The sequence below is a fragment of the Cupriavidus yeoncheonensis genome (genome assembly GCF_905397275.1).
Lineage (GTDB): Bacteria > Pseudomonadota > Gammaproteobacteria > Burkholderiales > Burkholderiaceae > Cupriavidus > Cupriavidus yeoncheonensis.
The window spans coordinates 131209-152649 of record NZ_CAJPUY010000016.1; the positions used below are offsets into that span (position 1 = coordinate 131209).

The window sequence follows — 21441 nt, forward strand, 5'->3', positions numbered from 1 at the left end:
GAACCGTCCGGGTCGCTCCCTGACCTGGAAAAGCACGAAGAAGCGATAGCCATCGTTAGCCTGCTTCGGCAAGTTGCGGAGCTGTCGAATCGTGATGGCAGGCGCGCTTCAGCGGCTGATGCGGATGCCCCGAGCCCTCAGCCGAAAAATAGAATACAGAGACGGAGGAGACATGATTAAAGTGCCCGCGAAGTTTTCTGCGGTGGTTGCGCTCGCATGCTTGCTGGCCTCGAACGCCAAGGCAACCGAGAATGGTCAGACCAGCTACCCTGTTGGCGTCAATACCGTATTGAATGGAATTCTGCCACCGCCTGGTGAAACCCAGTTCTACAACTACACGCTCTACTACGATGCCGGAAAGTTCGCTGGCCCGCACGGAGAAAGTCTCGTGCCCGGGTTCCAGTTGAAGGCGTTTGTTGACGCCCCGCGTTTCGTTCACACATGGGGCACTACATTGGGCCCCTTTACCCTGTCTAGTGGTGCAATCTTCCCGCTCGTTCATGTTCGGGCGGACACGCCAGGCGGCAGCGACAAGCGCACTGGAATTGGCGACATCATCGTTGAGCCGCTGTACATCGGTTATTCCAATCCATCGCGATCATTCTTCGCCTACCTCACCACTGAAATCTCGGTGCCGAGCGGGTCCTACTCCGCGAACCGGGTGGCGAACACTGGCCGCAATGTATATGCGATAACACCGCAACTCAGTACGACATGGTTCCCCACGCCCGCAGTTGAAGTCTCTACCACCATGCTGGTGGAGTTCAGTTCACCGAATTCGGCGACTCGATATCACTCCGGCGCTGTTGCAGCCCTCGAGTATCTTGTCGGCTATTCACTGAACAGCAAGTTCCAGCTCGGACTTCAGGGATATCTGCTGAAGCAGTTCACCGATGACAAGGTCAACGGCACGCCCATACCAGGGGATGGGTTCCGCGGAAGAGCTGTCGCAGTCGGGCCGCAACTACGATACATGTGGTCGCAGGCGTCCGGCGTTGTGTTCAAGTATCAGCGCGAGTTCGACGTGCAGAATCGCCCGCAAGGCAACAAGTTCTGGATTGAGCTGTGCTTCCCGCTTTGATCCGGCACATCATGCATTGACGGTCGTGGCCGAGCGGGCGCCGGCCACGGTGGCGGTCATCGGGGCGCCCGACCATGGCGCCGCGCGTAGCCGTTGCAGTACCATGCGATGGAAAGCACACGCCATTGGCCCGACCCAACCGCTACCAAGGCAGCCCGATGCTGGACCTGAAAGACGTTTTCTACTTCGTGCAAGTTGTCGACCGCGGTGGCTTTACGTCCGCCGGCAACAGCCTGGGGCTGCCCAAGTCCACGTTAAGTCACAGGGTCAAGGAGCTGGAGGCCTCGCTGGGCGTTCGCCTGATCAACCGGACCTCGCGCCAGTTTGCCTTGACCGACGTAGGCGCGGAGTTCTACCAGTACGCTCTCGCCTTGCTGCAGAGCGCGGACGTCGCGGAACAGGCGATGCGCCAGAGGCTCTCGGAACCCAGCGGGATCATTCGCGTGACGGTGGCGGTCGAGCTGGCGCAGTTTGCGCTGCGCCAGGTCCTGCCGACGTTCCTGAGCAGCAATCCCAAGGTCAGCATCGTGGAAGTCGCCACGGACAGGCTCGTGGATGTGGTCGGCGAGGGCTTCGACCTGGCGCTGCGCGGACATACCTCGGCACTGCAGGATTCCAACCTGGTCCAGCGGCCCATTGTCAGGGCGCCGTGGTACCTGTTTGCGGGTGCCGACTACCTCGAACGGATGCCACTCCTGGAGGAACCGGAGCAGCTCGCATCCCATGCCATCGTCTCGATGGTGCGCAAAGGGCCGCTGCAGTGGCAACTGCGCGGCCCCGACGACAGGCTCGTCACCATCCCGATCGAGCCAAGATTCCAGAGCAACAGCATGATGTCCCTGAAGGAGGCAGCCTGCGCCAACGTTGGCGTGGCAGCCCTGCCCGGATATATCTGCCGGTCCGAGCTGCAGGCTGGCGTGCTGCGGCAGGTACTGCCGGGCTGGATCGCCGCGGATGCGCGCATCTCCGCCCTCATGCCCTATCGGACCGGGCTGCTTCCCGCGGTGCGCTCGCTGGTCGATTACCTCGCCGCAGAGCTGCCCAAGGTCACCGCGTTCGACGGCCGCTAACCCGGCACTACCGGCACTACCGGCACTACCTCCTCCCGCTCCCATGCTGCGCGGGCCACGCCACGTGCGGCCCGCCGGGCGTTCCATATTCATGGACGCTGTGTTCGGCACCAGCCAGCTTCCAAGGCCGAGCCGATCCACTATCGTTTCCAGCCAGGGATACCAACCCCAATGTCACCCTGGAGTGGAATACATGAACCAGCCGAACTGCCTGCCGCAAGACGCGATCTTCCGCGGCCAGAACCCTGCCCGAGAGGCTGTGGCAATGACCGATCTACATCAACCATCCCGAACGACGGCCCCGCATTCGATGGGCTTGCGCAATGCGCTGGATGCCCTTGCCACGCGGCAGATCACCGCGACGTCATTGACCGAGCAGGCACTCGAACGCGCGGAAGCCAGCAAGCGGCTGCTCAATGCATTCTCGGCGATCGATTGGGACCGCGCCCTGAAGGCGGCCGCGGAAAGCGATCGCCGCTATGGCGAGAGCCGGCAGCGGGCGCTGGAAGGCTTGCCCATTGCGGTCAAGGATCTGATCGACACCAGGGGCATGGAGACCCGCTACGGTTCCGCGGCCTATCTCGGCCACCAGCCCGCCGCCGATGCCGACATCGTGACAGCACTGGTGGAACGTGGCGCGATCATCATCGGCAAGACCACGACGCACGAATTCGCGTGGGGCGTGACAACCGCCAGCGCCAGGTTTGGCGATACCCTGAATCCGCTGGACCATGCGCGCATACCCGGCGGGTCCAGTGGTGGCGCCGCGGCAGCGATTGCGCACGGTGCCATCAAGGCGGGCGTGGGCACCGATACCGGCGGCTCGGTCCGGATTCCCGCCGCGCTGTGCGGCGTCGTCGGATACAAGCCCACGCTCGGCACGTTGTCCACGCGCGGCGTGTTTCCCCTGGCGCCTACTTGCGACCATATTGGCCTGCTCGGCGAGCAGGTGGATGACGTGATGTTGCTCGCCGATGCCATCGACATCAAGGTTCCCGAGAGCGATGCGTGGCTGTCCGCAAGGCTGGGGGTCATTCGTGACATCGCACCGGTTCCACTGAGTCCGGAAATTGCGGTGGCCTTTGATGGCGCGACGAAGCGGCTGGCGCAAGTCTTTTCCTGTGTGAATGTCAGCACGTCCGGCCTGTTCGACGGGGTATTCGGTGCCTTCGCGAGCATCGTCCTGATCGAAGGCGGCATCGAGCATTTCCGCCGCAACGACTGGGACCGTATCTCGACGCACTACAACCCGGAAACCGTCGACCGGCTGAAGCGCGCCGAAACCATGGACCTGCGCGCCTATGCGGCGGCCCAGCAGACCAGGCGATGTTTCACGGCACGGCTGCACGAGGTGATGTCGACGGTTGACTATCTCGTGCTGCCGACATGCCCGTGCACCGCACCGCATCTCGATGCCGGCACCGTCAGCATTGGCGCGTGGACCGGCACCGTCCGCGAGGCGCTGATGACCTATACCGCACCGTTCAATATCGCGGGATTTCCCGCCATTTCGATTCCCCTGGCGACCGGCGAACGCAGCCTTCCGGCTGCATTGCAGATCGTCGCGAAGCCCGGCGACGACGGTGCGCTGCTGCAGATCGCACAGCAGATGGAGCTGATGCTCCGAACAGGCACCGCCCACAAGCATTGATAGACGTCAGAGACGTCAGCCCCAACAACCAGGAGACAACGATGAACAATAGCGCCAAACCTGAGCACGCAGTCATGAGCAAGGAGAAATTGACGAATATGGCGGCCGGTGCGCGTGCCGCCATCGCGGATCGCGCGCGAATCTCCCTCGTGGGTAGTGACGCCAATCCGCGCTTCGAACTGTTCCACGCAGCCAGTTCGCTCTGCTCGCAGAAAGTGCGCACGGTACTGTCCGAGAAGCAGTTGCCATACCGTTCCAACGACATGATGATCCTCGGTTCGATGGGCGCCGATGGCCTTGTTCCAGCCGAGCACTACCATCCCCCCTACGTCCGACTGCGGACGATTGCAGGCCGGGAAGTGGGGCGGGAACTTGTCAGCGGCTATAGCGGGCGCACTTCGGTGGAGACCGAAGGCTTTGATCCCTGCACGGTCCCGTTGCTGGTGGACTACGAGGCTGGCCGTGTCATTGCCGATTCCAAGTGGATCTGCTGCTATCTCGATGCGGTGTCGCGCGACCCCATTGATCTCGTGCCGGAAGAAGCCGATGCGCGCGCCCGGGTGATGCATCAGGTGAGCATCGTCGACCGGATCCCGAACGGCACGTTGCTCTACGGCTTTCATCCCGACGCCGACCTGCGGCCCGAAGCGCTCAAGACGGCCATGGAAACGGTCTACGACTACAAGATCAAGGCGCTCGAAGCCATGATTGAAGCCAATGCCGACGATGCCGAGCTCGTTGCAGCCTATCGCGCGAAGATCGCGAAGGAGCGGGGCGGCAAGTCGGTCCGCCACAATGCGGCATTCCAGCGTGCCGCACGTCAGTACGTCGGCGGCCTCCTGGCGGACCTCGACCACGCGCTTGGTTCATCGTCACCGTACCTCAGGGGGGAATCATTTTCGCTCGCCGATGTGCTGTGGGGTGTCAACCTGGTTCGGATGGCTTATCTGGGGCTTGCGGCGATGTGGGAAAACCTGCCCAACGTCGAGCGGTATGTGGATGCGCTGGCCAGGCGTCCGTCCCTGTGCAAGGAAGCGGTCCAGGCCACGCTCGAATCCATGCCGCCCTCGCGCTATATGCATGTCTTTGCCGGCTGCGGGGAGGCGGTGCCGGTGTAGTCCCCCAGCCCGATGGCACCGGCCAACGCCAGTGCCTGTGGCAAGAGGGGAAGGGGGACTCTGAGCCTCCGCCCCTTTGCCTTCTCAGGCTGCCGCGGGCCGGATCCCGGCGGATGCGCGCCCTGGAGTATGATCGGAGCTCAAGATCACACCCATATCCGATCCGTTGCCACCGCCGGCGATGATCCGCGTTCCCATGCATCGGCGCTGCGGCACTGCCCGGATACGTCTGCCAGGCTATGACGAAGTCACCGGCTCACGACCCATCCCATGCAGCGCCGCTGCATGAGCAGATCTACGCGCGGATTCTTGCCTCGATTCGGCAAGGGCAACTCAAACCCGGGCAGCGGGTGCCATCCTTGCGTGCGTTTGCGGGCGAGCTCGGCGTGGCTCGCGGGACCGTTCAGGTTGCCTATGACCGGCTCCTGGGCGAAGGCTACCTAATCGCCAAGGGTCCTGCGGGGACGTTCGTTTCCGAGCAGACTGCGCCATTGCGCCCCCACCGCGTCGCCACCGCGGCTGCTTCCGGCTGCGCGCCACCGGACCAGGAACTTACCGAGTTTTCGACCGAAGCGGAAAGGGTAATCCCCGCGCCGTTCCAGCTGGGGCTTCCCGCGCTGGATGAGTTCCCGCGAAAGCTATGGACGAGGTTGATGGCGAGTCAGATACGCAGCGCCGGCTCGCTGACCAGGCCGGCGGCAGCCGGATATGGCCCATTGCGGGAAGCGTTGACCGCTTACTTGCAGCGCGCACGGGGCATCGACGCCCAGCCGCACCAGGTGTTCGTCGTGCCGGCCTATACGGCCGGCCTTGCGCTGATCGTGGATGCGCTCAGGCTGGCGGGCGAAGGCGCCTGGGTCGAGGATCCCGGCTACCCTCCGACCGCCCAGTCGCTCCGGCGCCTGAACCTGCAGGTCCGGAAGGTGCCAGTGGATGATCATGGCCTCGATGTCGAATTCGGGCGTCAGCGTTTTCCGGATGCGCGCCTGGCCGTCGTGACGCCATCGCACCAGAGCCCGACTGGCGTGGCACTGACACTGCAACGTCGCGTCGAACTGCTCGACTGGGCCGGTGAGCGGGGCGCATGGGTCATCGAGGACGACTACGATGGCGAGTTTCGTTACCGCGGCCACCCGTTGCCGGCCTTGAAGAGCCTGGACACATGCGAGCGGGTGATCTATTGCGGCACGCTCAGCAAGGTGCTGTACCCGGGGCTACGGCTCGCTTACGTGGTCGTGCCACAAAGTCTGGCGCCGACCATGGATCTGGCCTGCAGGCGCACGGTGCATGGCGGTTGCCCCGAACTTTTGCAAGCCGTGGCGGCGGAGTTTATCGCACAGGGGCACTTCGCCCGGCACATCAAACGCATGCGCACGCTCTACGCGCGCCGACGGGGAATGCTGGCCGAGGCGCTGGCTCCATTCATCACGGACGGCTTCACCGTTCGCCTGCAGGATGGCGGCATGCACCTGCTGGTCGATGTCAGGGACGATCTCGACGATCTGGCGATGGCCCGCCGTGCGCGCGAGGCAGGCTTCGCCGTCCATTCGCTGACCGCCTGGCGGCAGGGTGCGCCAGGGCGGCGTGGCCTGATCATCGGCTTCACCAATCTCCGTAGCCAGACTGAAGCCGATCGCCTGGTTGCCGATCTGATGCGCGCGCTGAAAGCATAGACGATCGTCATACGCGCACTCGCGCCAGTCGATCACCGGATCGACTCAGCCGCCCCATGTCGATGGCCCAGTCGAAAACGATAAACATGTGCCTGTTGACGGTCTGATCGCTCAATTACATTGACCGCACAGAGCAGCACGCATCGGCACCATGACCAAGGACCTGCCGCTCACACGTATTCAAGGCAACGCGCGCACGCGCCAAGAGAGGAGTCTCACCATGTCTTCAGATCGCAGCCTCGACCCGGGCCTGTCGCGACGTAACCTGCTGCTGGGCAGCGCGGCCGCAGCCAGCGCGCTGGTGGCCTCCGGCTTGTCCGAACCTGCGGCGGCAGCACCGTCGGCAGAAAAGGCGAACACCGCAAAGGCAAGCGGGAAGGCTCCGGGCAGCTACATCACGGTAAAGGATGGCACCCAGCTCTATTTCAAGGACTGGGGCGCCGGCCGCCCCGTCGTATTCAGTCATGGCTGGCCACTGAGCTCGGACAGTTGGGAATCCCAGATGATGCTGGTTGCGTCGGAAGGGTATCGCGCCGTGGCACATGACCGTCGTGGTCACGGCCGTTCCAGCCAGTCATGGCATGGCAATGAGATGAACACGTATGCCGACGACCTGGCCGCTGTGTTCGACACCCTTGACCTGCGGGATGCCATCCTGGTGGGCTTCTCCACAGGTGGAGGCGAGGTGGCCCGGTATATCGGCCGGCATGGGACGCGACGCGTTGCAAAGGTGGTGCTGGTTTCGGCGGTGCCGCCCTTGATGGTGAAGACCGCCGCCAATCCACGCGGACTGCCAATCGAAGTATTCGACGGCCTGCGTGCCGCACAACTTGCCAATCGGTCGCAGTTCTACCGGGACGTGCCGGCGGGGCCGTTCTATGGCTTCAACCGTCCCGGTGCAAAGCCGTCGCAGGGGTTGATCGACGCATGGTGGGCGCAGGGCATGCAGGGTGGACACAAGAATACGTACGACTCGATCAAGGCCTTTTCCGAGACCGATTTCACCGAGGACCTCAGGAAGATCGATGTGCCGACCCTGATCATCCACGGCGACGACGATCAGATCGTGCCGATCGACGCCGCCGGGCGCGCCTCGGCAAAGCTCGTCAGGAACTCGAAGCTGATCGTCTACCCCGGTGCGCCGCATGGGCTCACCGACATCCACAAAGACAGATTCAACGCCGACCTGCTGGCATTCATCCGTAGCTGAAGCGACGCCGTATCTGCCGGGCCCCACGAAGGCGCCGGCAGACTGGCTCACCATAAGAGGTACTTCCCTTGTGCAACCACCATGGTCCCTACGCAGATCCCGTTGATCCGGCTCTGCCGAAGTCCGGCATTGCGCTGGACCTGTCACGCACCGCGCTCGTCGTGATTGACCCGCAGATCGACTTCATGAGCCCCGAAGGCCGCAGCTGGGGCGTGGTCGGAGAAAGCGTGACGGAGCAGGACCTCGTACCCAACCTTGTCCGTCTGTTCGAGGCCGCAAGACAGGCGGGCATCACGGTCGCCATCTCTCCCCACTATTACTTTCCCCATGACCACACATGGAAAGTGCAGGGCCCCGCCGAAATGTTCCAGCATGCCATCGGCATGTTCGACCGTCCGGGCGCGCTGAACCTGGACGGATTCCGTGACTCGGGCGCGGACTTCATGCCGGAGCTCAGGCCGTATATCGAGGATGGCAAGACCATCATCTGCTCCACGCACAAGCTGTATGGCCCGCAGGCCAACGACCTGGTCCTGCAGTTGCGCAAGCAGCGCGTCGACCAGGTGATCCTTGCGGGCATGGCCGCCAATCTGTGCGTCGAATCCCATCTGCGGGATCTGCTGGAGCAAGGTTTCGAAGTAGCTGTCGTGCGCGACGCCGTAGCAGGGCCGAAGCTACCGGAAGGCGACGGGTATCACGCGGCACTGGTCAACTTCCGCTTCATCGCAAACGCGCTGTGGGATACCGACGAAACCGTGCAGCGGTTGGCAGCAAAGGTTGGAGCAGCCGCGTAGCTCCGGCGCGGCGATGGCAGGGTGCAGGAGTGTCCAGTTCAAAGAATGCATAGGCGAATCACATGCCCAAGATTCCTTCGCGCTACAGCTATTTCGCCTATGGCGTTATCCAGGCCGGCCTGACCTGCTCCATCGCTGCTGCCATTGCAAGCATTCCATTTGCGGAAGAAGGCCGGTTCTTTCAGCACTGGCTAAGGTCCTGGAGCGTTTCCTGGCTGACCATGCTGCCGGTTGTGGTGTCGGCCACGCCCATCATTCGCCGCCTGGTCGATCGCATGACAAGCCACTCTTAGGTCATACCGTCCATGTCGATGGCCTAGTTGAAAACGATAAACATGTGCCTGTTGACTGCGCCATCGCTCCACTACATTGAAGCCTGCACAAACCAGCACGCATCGACAATATGACCAGGAACCTGACTCTCAGACACGCGGAAACGGAGGCCGAGATCCGTGCTTGTTTCCCTGTCATGCGGCAACTACGCCCCACGCTGAAAATGCCGGAAGACTTTCTCGACACCGTCACGCTGCAAAGCGGACAGGGGTACCGGCTGCTCGCGCTCTGGGACGGTGGCGAGGCGGTTGCGCTGGCCGGATATCGGCGTCTCGACAACCTGATTCACGGGCGCTTCCTGTACGTCGACGATCTGATCACCGATGCCGGAGGCCGGGGGCAGGGTCACGGCGAGCGTCTGCTGCAAGCGCTTTGCGAACTGGGACGCACAGAAGGCTGCCAGCGACTCGTCCTGGATACCGGACTCGCGAACGCGCTGGCCCAGCGCTTCTATTTCCGTTCCGGCCTGCTCGCCAAGGGCCTCCACTTCTGCATGGAACTGCAATGAAGCCCCTCAACCTGCTGCTGCTTGATTGCAGCCCGCGCCGCGACTATTCCACGAGCCGGCACCTGACCGGGCAACTGCTGCCTGCGTTGTCCGCGCATTTCGGGCGGGAGATCCGTGTCACGCGACGCAATCTAGGCACCGAACCGCTGCCGGCGATCACCGCGGAGTACGCGGAGTCACTGCTCCTGCCCGCCGCCGAGGCACAGCAACGCTATGGCGCAGCGCTCGCCGCGTCGGACGCGTTGATTCGGGAGCTGGAACAGGCCGATCTGCTGTGGATTTCCACCCCGGTGTACAACTTCACCGTCCCGGCCGTGCTCAAGAACTGGATCGATCTCGTGGTCCGACGCGACGTGACGTTCATCGCCACGCCCGGGGGAAAAGTCGGATTGCTGCGGGATCGCCCGACGTTCGTGGCGGTGACTTCCGGCGGCGCCATGTTCCGCGATCCACCCGTCCAGCCCGATTTCTTTCGGCCGTATCTGAGCGCCGTGCTTGGCATCATCGGACTCAAGGATGTGAGGTTCTCGCACGCCACGGGCCTGGCTTTTACGGAAGTGCCTCAATCCGTCATCGAAGTCCAGGCTACGCAATCGCTGCGCAGCGGCGCGCTGTTGTAGCACAGTCGTCCCGGCGGGCCTTTCCCCGTTCACATATTTCAGCATCCGCAAGCAGCGCTGATGCCGCTTCCGGATGGATGCCGAACGGGAAACCCGGTGCGCTCCGAGTCGATCTGGCACGGGGGCATCGCCTTACCTAACATGGCTTCGTGGGATCGTTCCACGTGCCTCAATATGGAGACATAGCATGAAGATTGTCATCATTGGCGGGACCGGCCTGATCGGCTCGAAGACCGTCGCCATTCTGCGCCAGGGCGGCCACGAGGTCGTGGCCGCCTCTCCCAAGAGCGGTGTCAACAGCATCACTGGCGAGGGGCTCCGGGAGGCCCTGAGCGGCGCCCAGGTGGTGATCGACCTCGCCAATTCCCCATCGTTTGAAGACAAGGCGGTGCTGGAATTCTTCGAGACCTCCGGCAAAAACCTTCACGCGGCGGAGGCCGCAGCGGGCGTTCAGCACCATGTCGCGCTGTCCATCGTCGGCACCGACCGGACGCCTGACAACGGCTATTTCCGCGCCAAGGTCGCGCAGGAAAAACTGATCGAGGCCTCCGGCATTCCCTACACCATCATCCGCTCGACCCAGTTCATGGAATTCCTCGGCGGCATCGCCGATTCCGGTGCGCAAGGAAATGTCGTCCGCCTTTCTCCCGGGCTGTTCCAGCCGATTGCCGCGGACGACGTGGCTGCCCAGGTTGCCGATGTTGCGCTGGCGCCCCCCCGAAACGGCATCGTCGAGATCGCCGGCCCGGAGCGAGCCCCGTTTGACGAGATCGTCGCCCGCTATCTCAAGGCGGTTGGCGACCCGCGCGAAGTCGTGCGCGACCCCGAGGCCCGCTACTTCGGCGGCCGGGTCGAGGAACATTCGCTCGTGCCGTTGGGCGAGGCACGCCTCGGGCGCATCGGCCTGGAGGAATGGATGCGTCAAGCGCGGCAACGATAGTCCGCGGGGCGCATGCCCACGTCAGCAGCATCGGTTTCTTAAGCACCACATTGATCAGATCAACAGGAGCAAACATGACCCAACGTACGAATTACTTCCAGCAATCCCCGGAACTGTCCAAGAAGCTCATGGAATTCGGGCCGCTGTTCCAGAAGACCACGATCGAAGCGCCCATCCGCGAACTCGTCGAGATTCGCGCATCGCAGCTCAATGGCTGCGCGTTCTGTGTCGACATGCATATCAAGATGGCGAAGATCCACGGCGAGCGCGAATTGCGCCTGCATCATGTGGCGATCTGGCGCGAGTCGACGCTATTCTCGCCGCGCGAACGCGCCGCGCTGGCCTGGACCGAGGTGCTGACCAGGCTTCCCGCCGACGGCGTGCCCGACGATATCTATGAGCGCGTGCGCACCCAGTACAGCGAGAAGGAACTGTCGGACCTCACTTTCCTGGTGGGGGCGATCAATACCTGGAACCGCCTGAACGTGGCGTTCCGCATGGTGCCTGGTTCGTCGGACAAGGCGTTCGGGCTCGACAAGGCCAACCTGGAGTGATGCCATGAAGACCGTCACTTCCGTTGCGGCAGCACTGGTGTTGTCGTGCCTGACGGTTGCACAGCCGGTCGCCGCCGCGCCGGAGGCAAGCGTCACGCCCTTGCTCTCGGAGGCGTTGCCCGAATACCCGGGGAAGGAGGCCACGATGATCGTGGTGGACTATCCGCCGGGCGCCGTCGATCCCGTGCATCGCCATGACGCGCACGCCTTCGTCTATGTACTCGAGGGTAGCATCGTCATGGGCGTCAGGGGCGGCAAGGAGGTGACGCTCAAGGCGGGTGACACCTTCCACGAACGTCCCGACGATATCCATACCGTCGGACGCAACGCCAGCAACACACAGCCGGCAAAATTCGTCGTGTTCCTGCTCAAGAAGAAGGGCGCGCCAATCCTGACGCCGGTGAAGTAGCCGCCGTCCACGCACGCGCCGGCAATGCCGGTGCTCACCCTCCGGCCGGCAAGAGCAGTGCTACCGCATGCTCTTGCCGGCCGCTGTCTTCCAGGGTGGTGTGACAGTCTTGATGAAGCGGCCGGATAGCCCGGCTCGGTGAACGGAACCACGCCCCCCGGGGCAGGTTTTCGCTCGCCCACCGTCGGCCGCCATGCGCGTCGATGATCAACGGCAGATCGACAGCCCCATGGCCCCCATGGTCCCGACATGGCGGTACCACCTCTTGAAAGGGTGCGGTACGGAAATTGATACTCCGCGGGTTTCTTGGCAATATCACCCTTACAAAATCAGGCCCCGGGCAGCAATCTGGCCGGTGGTGAGGGCGGTTGGCCATATTGCCGCCGGCAGTTCGGACCTCCGCCCTGCGACCGGCCGCGCCGCCGCGAGACGCGCACACCATGCACCTGGGAAAATCGTACACAATCTCCGAGTTCACATTCTGGTCGAGACGGCTCATCTACGCCTCGCTGGCCTGCGGTACGCTGCCCGTTGTCCTGTATCAGTTCCTCGGACTCAAATGGCTGTCGATCCCGGTCTCGGTTGTGGTGCTGCTGGGCACGGCCACTTCATTCATCGTAGGTTTCAGGAACGTGCAGACCTACAGCAGGGCCCTGGAGGCCCAGCAGATCTGGACTGAGATTCTGAATGGCAGCCGGTGTCTGGGTGTGATGAGCCGGGACTTCCTGGCCGGGCAGGCGGGCGGGCGAGAACTGATTCTCCGGCATTGCGCCTGGCTGACGGCGCTGCGCTATCAACTGAGGACCCCAAGGATCTGGGAAAACGCCGGCAAGGCATCCAACCTGGAGTACCGGAAGTACTACCGGGTTCCGGAGTGGGAGACGCCCCTGGACGAGGCGCTTGCGCGGTATCTGCCACAGGCGGAGATCGACTCGCTTGCGCATGCCGAGAGCAAGACAAGCCGCTTGCTGGGAACGCAGTCAGCGACGATCAGGCGGTTCCTCGATGCTGGCGAGATCAGCAATGCCTTCTATCTGGAGTTGGTAGCATCGATCAGAGGCTTCTTCGCGCAGCAGGGACGGGCGGAGCGTATCAAGGACTATCCGTATCCCAGGCAATATGCAGTCACTAACAAGCTCTTTGTCCGTACCTTTTGCCTGCTGTTGCCTTTCGGCATTCTTACGGAGTTCGAAAAGCTCGATGCCAGCATTTCGGGCTTCATGCATGGCAACATGATCTGGCTGGTCATTCCATTCAGCACGATGATCTCGTGGATGTACCTCGCGCTGGAGCAGGTGGGCGAAAGCACGGAGAACCCGTTTGAAGGCATGCCCAATGACGTGCCCATGGCACAGATCTCCAGGAAGATCGAACGCGAACTCATGGACATGCTTGGCGAGAAGAGCGATGTCGAGCCATTTGACGAGCGCGATATTGTCCTCTAGACCGTTCCACGGCTAGCGCCTTTCGGCCAGACAGGAATCATCCTGCTTCAAAGGTTCCGGGCCGGCTTGAGCGACGGTCGATGGCATGTCGCGTCAGCGCAGGCTGCCGTCCAGGCGGAGCAGCGCCGTCGCGATGGCGTACATCGAATACGCGGCCGCCAGCAGCAGCATGCTGCCCACAATGGATGCGGTCATCATCTGGAGTGCGACATCCGAAAAGATGGCGGCCGCCTGCCAGCTGGCTCCGACCAGCCTGTGCGAGGTACGACGGAGGTCTGCCAGGCTGGCGGAAGGGAAGGGGCTTTGCGACATCGCTGTGGAACGAAGTGGTCTGGCGATCCGTTTCTGCGTTGCGGCTGGGCGGCTCTCAGTGGGCCGCGGCCGCGGCGTCGGATACCTGGCCCTTGCCTGGCTTGGTGAACCAGATCAGCGGCACGATGGCGACGAAGATCACTCCCGATATCCAGAAGATGTCGTTCAGGCCGAGCATGATGGCCTGCGTGTTCAGGCTGCGCTCGAAGTAAGCAACGGCCTGCCCTGGCGTGAAGCCCAGGGTTGACTGGATCGAAGCGAGCGCGGCACTGTACGCCGGATTGTTCGGGCCGGCTTGTTCCGCGAGGCGTGCATGGTGCAGGACGGCACGGTTGTTCCAGACGGTGGTGGCGAGCGACGTGCCCGCGGCGCCGCAGAATACGCGCACGAAGTTGGACAGGCCGGCGGCGGCGGGGATCTTCGCCGGAGGCTGGCCCGAGAGGATGATCGCCGTCAGCGGGACGAAGAACAGCGCCGTCGGAATGCCCTGAAGCAGGGTCGGCATGACCAGCGTGTAGGTGTCGACGCCGGTGGTGTAGTGCGAGCGCATAAAGAATACAGCCGCATAACCGACGAAAGAGAGCGTGGCGAGTACGCGCAGTTCCGACTTCGGCAGGATCTTGCCGATCACCGGCGCCAGCAGCACGGCGAAGATGCCCAGCGGTGCGGTAGCCAGCCCGGCGTTGACGGCGGGGTAGGCCAGGTACTGCTGCATCCACTGCGGCAGCACCACCAGGTTGGCGAAGAAGACGGCGAAGGCCACCGAGATCGCGACGGTGCCGGCCAGGAAGTTGCGACCCATGAACAGGCGCAGGTCGATGATGGGATTCGGTTCTGTCAGTTCCCAGATCACGAAGAAGAGGAAGCTGAGCAGGGCGACGATGGCCAGGATGATGATCACCGGCGAACTGAACCAGTCGAGGTCCTTGCCTTTGTCGAGCATGATCTGCAGCGATGCCACCCAGGTGATCAGCGAAGCCAGGCCTACCAGGTCGATGGGCAGCTTGCGCGTCGGGGTTTCGCGATCGCGGTAGATCGTCCAGGTGATGGCCGCGGCGAACAGGCCTACCGGCACATTGATGTAGAAAATCCATGACCACGAGTAGCTGTCGGTCATCCAGCCACCCAGTGCCGGACCTGCGATCGGCCCCACCGTTGCGGTCATGGCCCAGAGGGCCAGGGCCGAGGCGCTCTTTTCCCTGGGGAAGGACGACAGCAGGATCGACTGCGACAGCGGAATCAGCGGACCTGCCACTGCGCCCTGCAGGATGCGCGCGGCCAGCAGCATGGTCAGGTTGGGCGCAATGCCGCACAGCCACGACGACAGCACGAACAGCAGGATGGCGCCGACGAACAGGCGGATCTGGCCCACGCGCTGCGTGAGCCAGCCGGTCAGCGGAATTGCCACGGCATTGGCGGCGGCGAACAGGGTGATCACCCAGGTGCCTTCATCCACCGAAACGCCGAGGTTGCCGGAAATCGTCGGGATCGCGACGTTGGCGATCGACGAGTCCAGCACGTTCATGAAGGTGGCCAGGGCCACGGCGAAGCTTCCCATGACCAGCTTGCCGCCGGTGAGCGGCGCTGGCACGAGTGAGGTCTGGGCTTGGGATGACATGGTGTGCTCGGGCTGGGAATCTGATTTGTCAGATAAATGGGCAGGGCAAGGCGGTGGCGGGCGGCTTGCTCAGGCGCCCGAAGCCTCACTGGCTGGCTGTCCGGCGCGATGCGCCAGGGGCTGTGGCCGGACCTTGTTTCCCTGTTGCACCTGGCGGTGCTCGGCTAGCGGCTCCGGGCTTCCCGTGCCGATGCGGTTCTGGGCGATGATCCGCTGGATCTCGCGCTCGGCCTCCTCGCCGTACCGCTGGAATACATCGGTCCGGTAAGTCGCGCGGTACGGTGCTTCCCCGCTATTCGCGAGCCGGGAGCCTTCTTCCTTCTCCGTCTGTACATCGACCTGCATCGACAGGCCGATCTGCAGCGGGTGGGCGCGCAGCTCGGCCGGATCGAGCCGAATGCGCACCGGCAGGCGCTGCACGACCTTGATCCAGTTGCCGGTGGCATTCTGCGCGGGCAGGGCAGAGAATGCGCTGCCGGTACCGGCCGAGAAACCGACCACCACGCCGTGGTAGGTCACCTTGCTGCCATACAGGTCGGCATGCAGTTCAACCGGCTGGCCGGTGCGAATGTGCTTGAGCTGGACTTCCTTGAAGTTGGCATCGACCCAGACGCCGTCGAGCGGCACGATGGCCATCAGCGGGTTGCCCGGCGCCACGCGCTGCCCGACCTGCACCGAGCGCCGCGCGACATAGCCGGCGACCGGGGCGGGAAGGGTATTGCGGGCATTGGCCAGGTGGGCCTCGCGCACCTTGGCTGCCGCGGCGAGCACGCTGGGATGGTCGACAACGCTGGCCTGGTCGGTCAGTGCGTGGTTGGAGGAGAGCTGCTGGCGCGCAGTCTCGAGCGCGGCTTCGGCTGCCCTGACCGCATTGCGGGCGTGGGCCACGTCTTCCGCGGCCACGGCGCCCGTTTCAGCCACTTCGGTGCGGCGGCGCAGGTCATCCTGGGCACGGGCCAGATCCGTCTGCCGCTGCTGCACCGTGGCTGCCAGCACGTTGTTGTTGACATAGAGCGCGCTGACCTGCCGCACGGTCTGGCCGAGCGCCGCTTCGGCGTTGGCCAGCGCAATGCGGGCGTCGGCGGCATCGAGGGTTACCACGGCTTCCCCGGCCTTGACGATCTGCGTGTCGTCGGCGTTGACCGCGACGACGGTGCCGCTCACCTGTGGCGTGAGCTGGACGAGGTTGCCGTTGACGTAAGCGTCATCGGTTTCCTCGTGGAAGCGCGCTACGGTGTAGTAGTAGGCGCCATAGCCGGCCGCTGCCAAGGCGGTGGCCAGGCCGAGCATGGCAAGCAGGCGCTTGCGGGTGTTCTTCTTGCCGGGATGGGCCTGGGCGGCCGCCGGCGCGCCGGGCTGTTCGGCTGCGGGGCTGGTTCTGGTCGTTTCGTTCATGGCGTCACCTGTTTGTTGCGTGCGGATTCAGCGGATAAGCGCCGCTTGCCGGATCGAGTCGGAGGTATCCGTATAACCACCGCCCAGCGCGGCGGCCAGCGCGATCTTCCGGTCGCGTCGGGTCATGCGCAGATTGGCCAGCACCTGGCTGCTGCGCAGCGCGTTGGTCTGCGCATTCAGGACGGTCAGCTGCGTGGTCAGGCCTGCCTTGTACTGCGCCAGCGCCAGAGTCAGTGCGCGTTGCGCGGCGGTGTCGGTGCGCACGGCGCTATCGATCTGCGTGTCGATGGAGCGGATGTCCGCGAGTTGCGTGGCGACGTCGGTCAGCGCATTGACCAGCGTTTCGTTGTAGTTGGCCACGGCGAAGTCGAACTCGGCGTAGCGCCCCTTGAGCTGGGCACGCAGTGCGCCGCCATCGAAAATTGGCAGGTGAATCGCGGCACCGGCCGAAGCGGTGCGGCTGGCGGCGTGCAGGAAACGGCTCCAGCCGAAGGCATCGAGGCCGATCATGGCGCCCAGGTTGATGTCCGGATAGAACTCGGCCTTGGCGACCTTGATATCGTGCAGCGTTGCATCGACGCGCCAGCGCGCGGCTACGAGGTCGGGCCGGCGCGAGATCAGGTCGGCGGGCAGGTTGTCGGGCAGGCGGACTTCATCGCCGGTGCCAAGGGCCGGGCGGGCGATCGCCATGCCGCGGTCCGGGCCCTGCCCGAGCAGCGCGCCGAGCTGGTAGCGCGTGCGCTGGATGCTGCCATCGAGCGCGGCCAGCGCAACTTCACTGGCAGCCAGGTTGGCTTCCGCGGTGCGTTTCTCGACCTCGGTGTCCAGCCCCATCGTGACGCGGCCGCCGGTGACGCGCAGCACTTCGCGGCGCTGCTTCACCTCATCCTGCGCGATGTCATGCAGCGCGTAGAGGCGGGCAAGCTCGTTGTAAGCGCGGGCGACCGCGCTGCTGAGCGTCAGCTTCACCTGTTCCGACTCGGCCTCGCTGGCGTGCAGCGCGGAGATGGCGGATCTGAGCGCCTCACGGTTCTTGCCCCACAGGTCCAGCTCATACGATGCGTTGATGAACGCCTTGTTTTCGGATTGCCAGGAACCGGCGAAGGGCGGCGGCACCAGCGTGCTCTCCGAGTAGCGCTGGCGCGTCCAGGAATAGCCGGCGCCCACCTGCGGCAGCGTATTGGCGTTGGCGCTCTCGCTGAACGCGGTAGCGGCGGCGACACGTGCCCGGGCCTTTTCCAGCGAGGGGCTGCCCTGCAGCGCTTCCGCAATCAGCGTCTTGAGCTGCGCATCACCGAACTGGTCGGCCCAGTCCACGGAGGGCCAGCGGCCCTGTTCGGCAGGGATACTCTGCGTTGTGGTATAGGCGGCGGCGTCTGCGATGTGCTTGTCGCTCTTGATGCCGGCATAGTTTGCACAGCCGGCCAGCACGGCGACCATCAGGATAGAGAGCGCGGGGCCCGCACGCCGTCGAAGTCGGCGAAAGACGCCTGGTTTCTGAGTTTGCATTGTCTGACATGTCAGATAAATGGGTATGAAAAAAACGCGCTCACGCGTCTCCGAATTTGGCGAGTAGCCGGCGGAATTCCGCGAACTCCTGCCTGGTAAAGTGCTTGAGTCGGCGGTTGAGCACCTTCGGTGCCAACTCAGGGATGCGCTCGGCGACTTCCTCGCCCTTCCGAGTCAGGATCAGGTTCACCACGCGGCGATCGTCGACGCTGCGGCTGCGGGTCAGGAGGCCCCTGGCTTCCAGCTTGTCCAGCATGCGCGTCATCAGGCCCGTGTCGATCTCAAGCAACTTGCTCAGCTCGTACGGGGTGGACGCTGTGCCACTGGTCAGCGACAGCAGAATTCCCATCTGCTGGCCGGTGATGTCCAGTTCCTTCAGGGCCGCATCCATTTCCATCAGCACGGCGTTGCGGGCGCGGTTCAGGAGGAACCCCACGCTCTGCGTGAGCTGGTAGTTTTCCTTCGAATAGTGGTCCATGGCGAGCGTCCTGATTTTGTTGATTCAACAGTAGCTGATTTGTCAGATAATTACAAGAAGAATGCACGAGTGCTACCAGGAGAGGGGGACCGGGATTCGAAGATCTGCGAACGTGCTTTTTGTGCGGGGTTGGCGTCTTTTGCGGGGTGGACGTCAGGCAGTGGTGCTGGCTTGAGACGCCAGAGTGGATCGGGGTGGGGCGGTTCCGTCCCCGTCGGCGAAGTTAAAATGTCCACCTTCTGATCAGCAGCGTGCAGGCTGGCGCGCGCTCCTCAAACCAGCGATGATCGCAGCCGTCGATCTGAATCAGCTCGCCATAGCAGGCACGGCGGTTGCGCGGCTGGTAGATCTTCGGCGGCCGCTGTTTGCGCGGTATCCAAAGCCCAGATGCCGTCATCAGCCGGCGGATCGTTTCCTTGGACAATGTGAGTCCGTGGCGTTCGCGGAGCTTCTCGCAGGCCAGTGCTATTCGGACACAGCCGGCATCTTCCGCGTCACTATGGTATTCAGCCTGCCCGGTTGAACACGATGGAGGCGCCAAAGGATGGCTAAATCCGAGGTCATTACAGTCAGCATGCAGGAGTTAGACAGGCTCAAGACCGTCCAGGCGGTCGTGGATGGTCAGTTACGGCCCGGTGTGGCCGCCGAACGCCGATGTTCAGCTCGAACAGCGCGCGCCCGAACTGCGTGTAGCCGCGGCCTTCGGCGTTCTCCCGGGCATTGACGCGGAAGATGCCGGCTTTGTCCGAATAGAACGTGAGGGGCTTGCCGTGGCGCTCGACATAGGCGCGTGTGGCGGTGAAATACGCCGGCGTGGACTCGGTCGGCACGAACAAGAGCTGCATCAACTGACCGGTCGCGTCGTCGACAAACACCAGCAGCGTGCAGGCCGGCGCCCTGTGCTCGAAGCTTCTGGGCCGCGCGCCAGACCGTCAGGCCATGGTCGACCACGGCCTGAATCACCTTGAGCCGATCGAGTTCGCGCATCGTCATCGTGAGGGTCTCGGGCTTGCGCATCGCGGTCTCCGGTCTCGGACAGACGGAAAGCCGCCAGCATGCCAGTCCTGACAAGGGGGTACGACATGTCTATTTGGCCCAGGTACGACAATTCTATTTGGCCCTGACACACAAGGTTCGCATAATGGTTATTATGTTAAATTAACGATTCGAGTACCAGTCTGAATCCAGCTGCACGTCTATCCAACCCGCGTCCCTTTCGGCCTTCCGGCCTCGGCGCCCTCGATCCACAGCTTCCAGCCGCTCGATTAGAGGCCGCATAGCCGCCGCTATCGCTGCGGCGCTGAACGCAAGACAGCTGTCGCGATTTCCCCGGCCAGTTCGCCCGCCGCCGCCAGTTCGGTCTTGGTCAGGCCGCCGGCAATCCGGGTCGTGCCCCAGTCGCCGCAGATCATGGCGACGCAGCGGCTGCGCACCTTGACCGGAATCAGCAGCACGGAGCGCGTGTCGGGCATGGCGTCGCGATACCAGCGCGGGACGCGATGCGACACGGCTTTGTCGCTCAGGTCCTCGATCAGCAAAGGCTGCGGCGCGATCATCGCGAAATGGAACATGTCGGGCACGAAGCCTTCTTCGAACGACAAGCGCTCAAGCTTGTCCCGCATGCCATCGCCGAACCCCAGGCGCGCACCGAAGCGCTTGGTCGTCGGGTGCAGCAGCATCAGGAAACAGTGCGAGAAGTTCAGCGCCCGCATGGCCGACTCCAGCACCAGCGGAGCAAGCTGGGATACCGTCATGCCGGCACCCTCCTGCCGAACCTCGTCGAGCGCGTGCTGCAGGCGCGTCAGCGTATCGGCGGGCTTGCCGCCCTCTTCGGGAACGCTGCCCTCGCCCGAGTCCGGTGTCTCGGAACACGCCATGGTCGTCTTCAGCTTACCCGCCTGCTGGATCGCCGCGTTGACGTGGGACGGCTCCAGCCCGAGTCTTTGCGCGTGGGCCAGCAGCGGTGCGAGCACGACCTCTTCCGGGTGCTCGGCAAGCATGGAGGCCGCGGCATCGGACGACAGGCTGGCTACCGCGCCCAGCCAGTCGGCGTGGGTTTCCAGCACCGTATCCTCGTGCAGTTCGCGGCCCAGCATGCCGTCCGCGAGCAAGGTCGGCAGGCGCCACCGGAAGGCGGCCGCCTTGGCGATCTCGTCGAACGAGATGCCGATGACCTCGCGGCACGCGTCGCTTTCGCTCATGGCGCCATCCGCGCTCAGCGTGGCGATGCGGTCCCACTCATCCGGGAAATAGAAGATGACGAGCAAGCGGCTGACATGGTGCATCAGCGTGCAGACGACGCCCTCTTCCCCGCCCAGGATGCCGCGCGCATCGTTCAGCGCGCGGGTGATCTCGCCGGCCATGATGGCCTGCTTGAGCGCCCTCCCCGCCTGGGGCCGGTTCGGTGCCACGCCCTGGAAAAAGTCGAGCACCTGGACGCCCAGCGTCAGGTGCGTAATGGTGTCCACGCCCAGCACCATGATGGCGCGGGATACGGTGGTGACCTCGCCGCCGAACGAACGGTACATGGCGGAGTTGGCCAGCCGGATGACTTTCTGGGACAGGCTGAAGTCCGACAGGACCGTGCTGGCCATTTCGCCAATGCTCATGTCGCTGTTCAGCGTCTTGAAGACATTGTCGATGCAGTACTGCAGCGTCGGGAAATCGCCCTTCTGGGCCATCCTGTCCCAGAGCTGATCGAGGAACTGTTTCTTTGGCATGGT

18 protein-coding genes and 3 pseudogenes are annotated in these 21441 nt (G+C 63.6%); 14 read left to right on the forward strand and 7 right to left on the reverse strand.

The window, feature by feature from the left end; all coding sequences use genetic code 11:
- Positions 1-172: 172 nt before the first annotated feature.
- The 14 genes from KHO22_RS21690 (at position 173) to KHO22_RS21755 (ending at position 13406) form a co-directional block, all read left to right on the forward strand.
- The gene (locus KHO22_RS21690) at positions 173-1081 is read left to right on the forward strand and encodes a SphA family protein (protein ID WP_211949228.1); all 909 of its coding nucleotides are present in this window, start codon (positions 173-175) and stop codon (positions 1079-1081) included.
- 158 nt (positions 1082-1239) lie between these two features.
- The gene (locus tag KHO22_RS21695; protein WP_211949264.1) at positions 1240-2151 is read left to right on the forward strand and encodes a LysR substrate-binding domain-containing protein; all 912 of its coding nucleotides are present in this window, start codon (positions 1240-1242) and stop codon (positions 2149-2151) included.
- A gap of 310 nt (positions 2152-2461) precedes the next feature.
- Entirely contained in the window at positions 2462-3802 is a 1341-nt protein-coding gene (locus KHO22_RS21700; protein WP_211949265.1) for an amidase, read from the forward strand.
- A 41-nt stretch (positions 3803-3843) separates the two neighbouring features.
- Entirely contained in the window at positions 3844-4920 is a 1077-nt protein-coding gene (locus KHO22_RS21705) for a glutathione S-transferase family protein (protein WP_420839639.1), read from the forward strand.
- Between the two features lie 239 nt (positions 4921-5159).
- On the forward strand, positions 5160-6593 hold the full coding sequence (gene pdxR, locus KHO22_RS21710; protein WP_211949229.1) for a MocR-like pyridoxine biosynthesis transcription factor PdxR: 1434 nt from the start codon (positions 5160-5162) through the stop codon (positions 6591-6593).
- Positions 6594-6813: 220 nt separating this feature from the next.
- Positions 6814-7803, forward strand: coding sequence for an alpha/beta fold hydrolase (locus KHO22_RS21715; protein WP_211949267.1), 990 nt, complete (start codon positions 6814-6816; stop codon positions 7801-7803).
- Positions 7804-7871: 68 nt separating this feature from the next.
- Entirely contained in the window at positions 7872-8597 is a 726-nt protein-coding gene (locus KHO22_RS21720) for a cysteine hydrolase family protein (RefSeq protein WP_211949230.1), read from the forward strand.
- Between the two features lie 62 nt (positions 8598-8659).
- Complete coding sequence (locus KHO22_RS21725) at positions 8660-8890, forward strand: DUF2798 domain-containing protein (protein ID WP_211949231.1); 231 nt, start codon at positions 8660-8662, stop codon at positions 8888-8890.
- A gap of 110 nt (positions 8891-9000) precedes the next feature.
- Positions 9001-9438 carry a GNAT family N-acetyltransferase gene (locus KHO22_RS21730; protein ID WP_211949232.1) on the forward strand — a complete coding sequence of 146 codons (438 nt, stop codon included), beginning with the start codon at positions 9001-9003 and terminating at the stop codon, positions 9436-9438.
- Positions 9435-10058: an FMN-dependent NADH-azoreductase gene (locus KHO22_RS21735; RefSeq protein ID WP_211949233.1), complete on the forward strand. Its 624-nt coding sequence runs from the start codon at positions 9435-9437 to the stop codon at positions 10056-10058. Before KHO22_RS21730 ends, KHO22_RS21735 begins: the two co-directional genes overlap by 4 nt.
- Before the next feature lie 187 nt (positions 10059-10245).
- The gene (locus KHO22_RS21740; RefSeq protein ID WP_211949234.1) at positions 10246-10998 is read left to right on the forward strand and encodes an SDR family oxidoreductase; all 753 of its coding nucleotides are present in this window, start codon (positions 10246-10248) and stop codon (positions 10996-10998) included.
- 74 nt (positions 10999-11072) lie between these two features.
- Positions 11073-11552: a carboxymuconolactone decarboxylase family protein gene (locus KHO22_RS21745; RefSeq protein WP_010812680.1), complete on the forward strand. Its 480-nt coding sequence runs from the start codon at positions 11073-11075 to the stop codon at positions 11550-11552.
- 4 nt (positions 11553-11556) lie between these two features.
- Positions 11557-11961, forward strand: coding sequence for a cupin domain-containing protein (locus KHO22_RS21750; protein ID WP_211949235.1), 405 nt, complete (start codon positions 11557-11559; stop codon positions 11959-11961).
- A 440-nt stretch (positions 11962-12401) separates the two neighbouring features.
- Positions 12402-13406: a bestrophin family protein gene (locus KHO22_RS21755; RefSeq protein ID WP_211949236.1), complete on the forward strand. Its 1005-nt coding sequence runs from the start codon at positions 12402-12404 to the stop codon at positions 13404-13406.
- Between the two features lie 367 nt (positions 13407-13773).
- On the opposite strand, the pseudogene KHO22_RS21760 reads toward KHO22_RS21755, so the two are convergent.
- From KHO22_RS21760 to KHO22_RS21790, 7 genes and pseudogenes are all read right to left on the reverse strand, one after another.
- Positions 13774-15342: pseudogene (locus tag KHO22_RS21760) on the reverse strand (DHA2 family efflux MFS transporter permease subunit); the annotation flags it as partial.
- Between the two features lie 63 nt (positions 15343-15405).
- A complete protein-coding gene (locus KHO22_RS21765) occupies positions 15406-16731 on the reverse strand; it encodes an HlyD/EmrA/EmrK family protein (RefSeq protein WP_211949238.1) in 1326 nt (441 codons plus the stop codon).
- Positions 16732-16758: 27 nt separating this feature from the next.
- Positions 16759-18240 carry an efflux transporter outer membrane subunit gene (locus KHO22_RS21770; protein WP_211949239.1) on the reverse strand — a complete coding sequence of 494 codons (1482 nt, stop codon included), beginning with the start codon at positions 18238-18240 and terminating at the stop codon, positions 16759-16761.
- A 40-nt stretch (positions 18241-18280) separates the two neighbouring features.
- Positions 18281-18718 carry a MarR family winged helix-turn-helix transcriptional regulator gene (locus tag KHO22_RS21775; protein WP_211949240.1) on the reverse strand — a complete coding sequence of 146 codons (438 nt, stop codon included), beginning with the start codon at positions 18716-18718 and terminating at the stop codon, positions 18281-18283.
- Positions 18719-18959: 241 nt separating this feature from the next.
- Positions 18960-19181, reverse strand: a pseudogene (locus KHO22_RS21780) (ISNCY family transposase); the annotation flags it as partial.
- Between the two features lie 190 nt (positions 19182-19371).
- A pseudogene (locus KHO22_RS21785) lies at positions 19372-19626 on the reverse strand (ISNCY family transposase); the annotation flags it as partial.
- 378 nt (positions 19627-20004) lie between these two features.
- A complete protein-coding gene (locus KHO22_RS21790) occupies positions 20005-21438 on the reverse strand; it encodes an HDOD domain-containing protein (protein ID WP_211949241.1) in 1434 nt (477 codons plus the stop codon).
- Between the last annotated feature and the right edge of the window lie 3 nt (positions 21439-21441).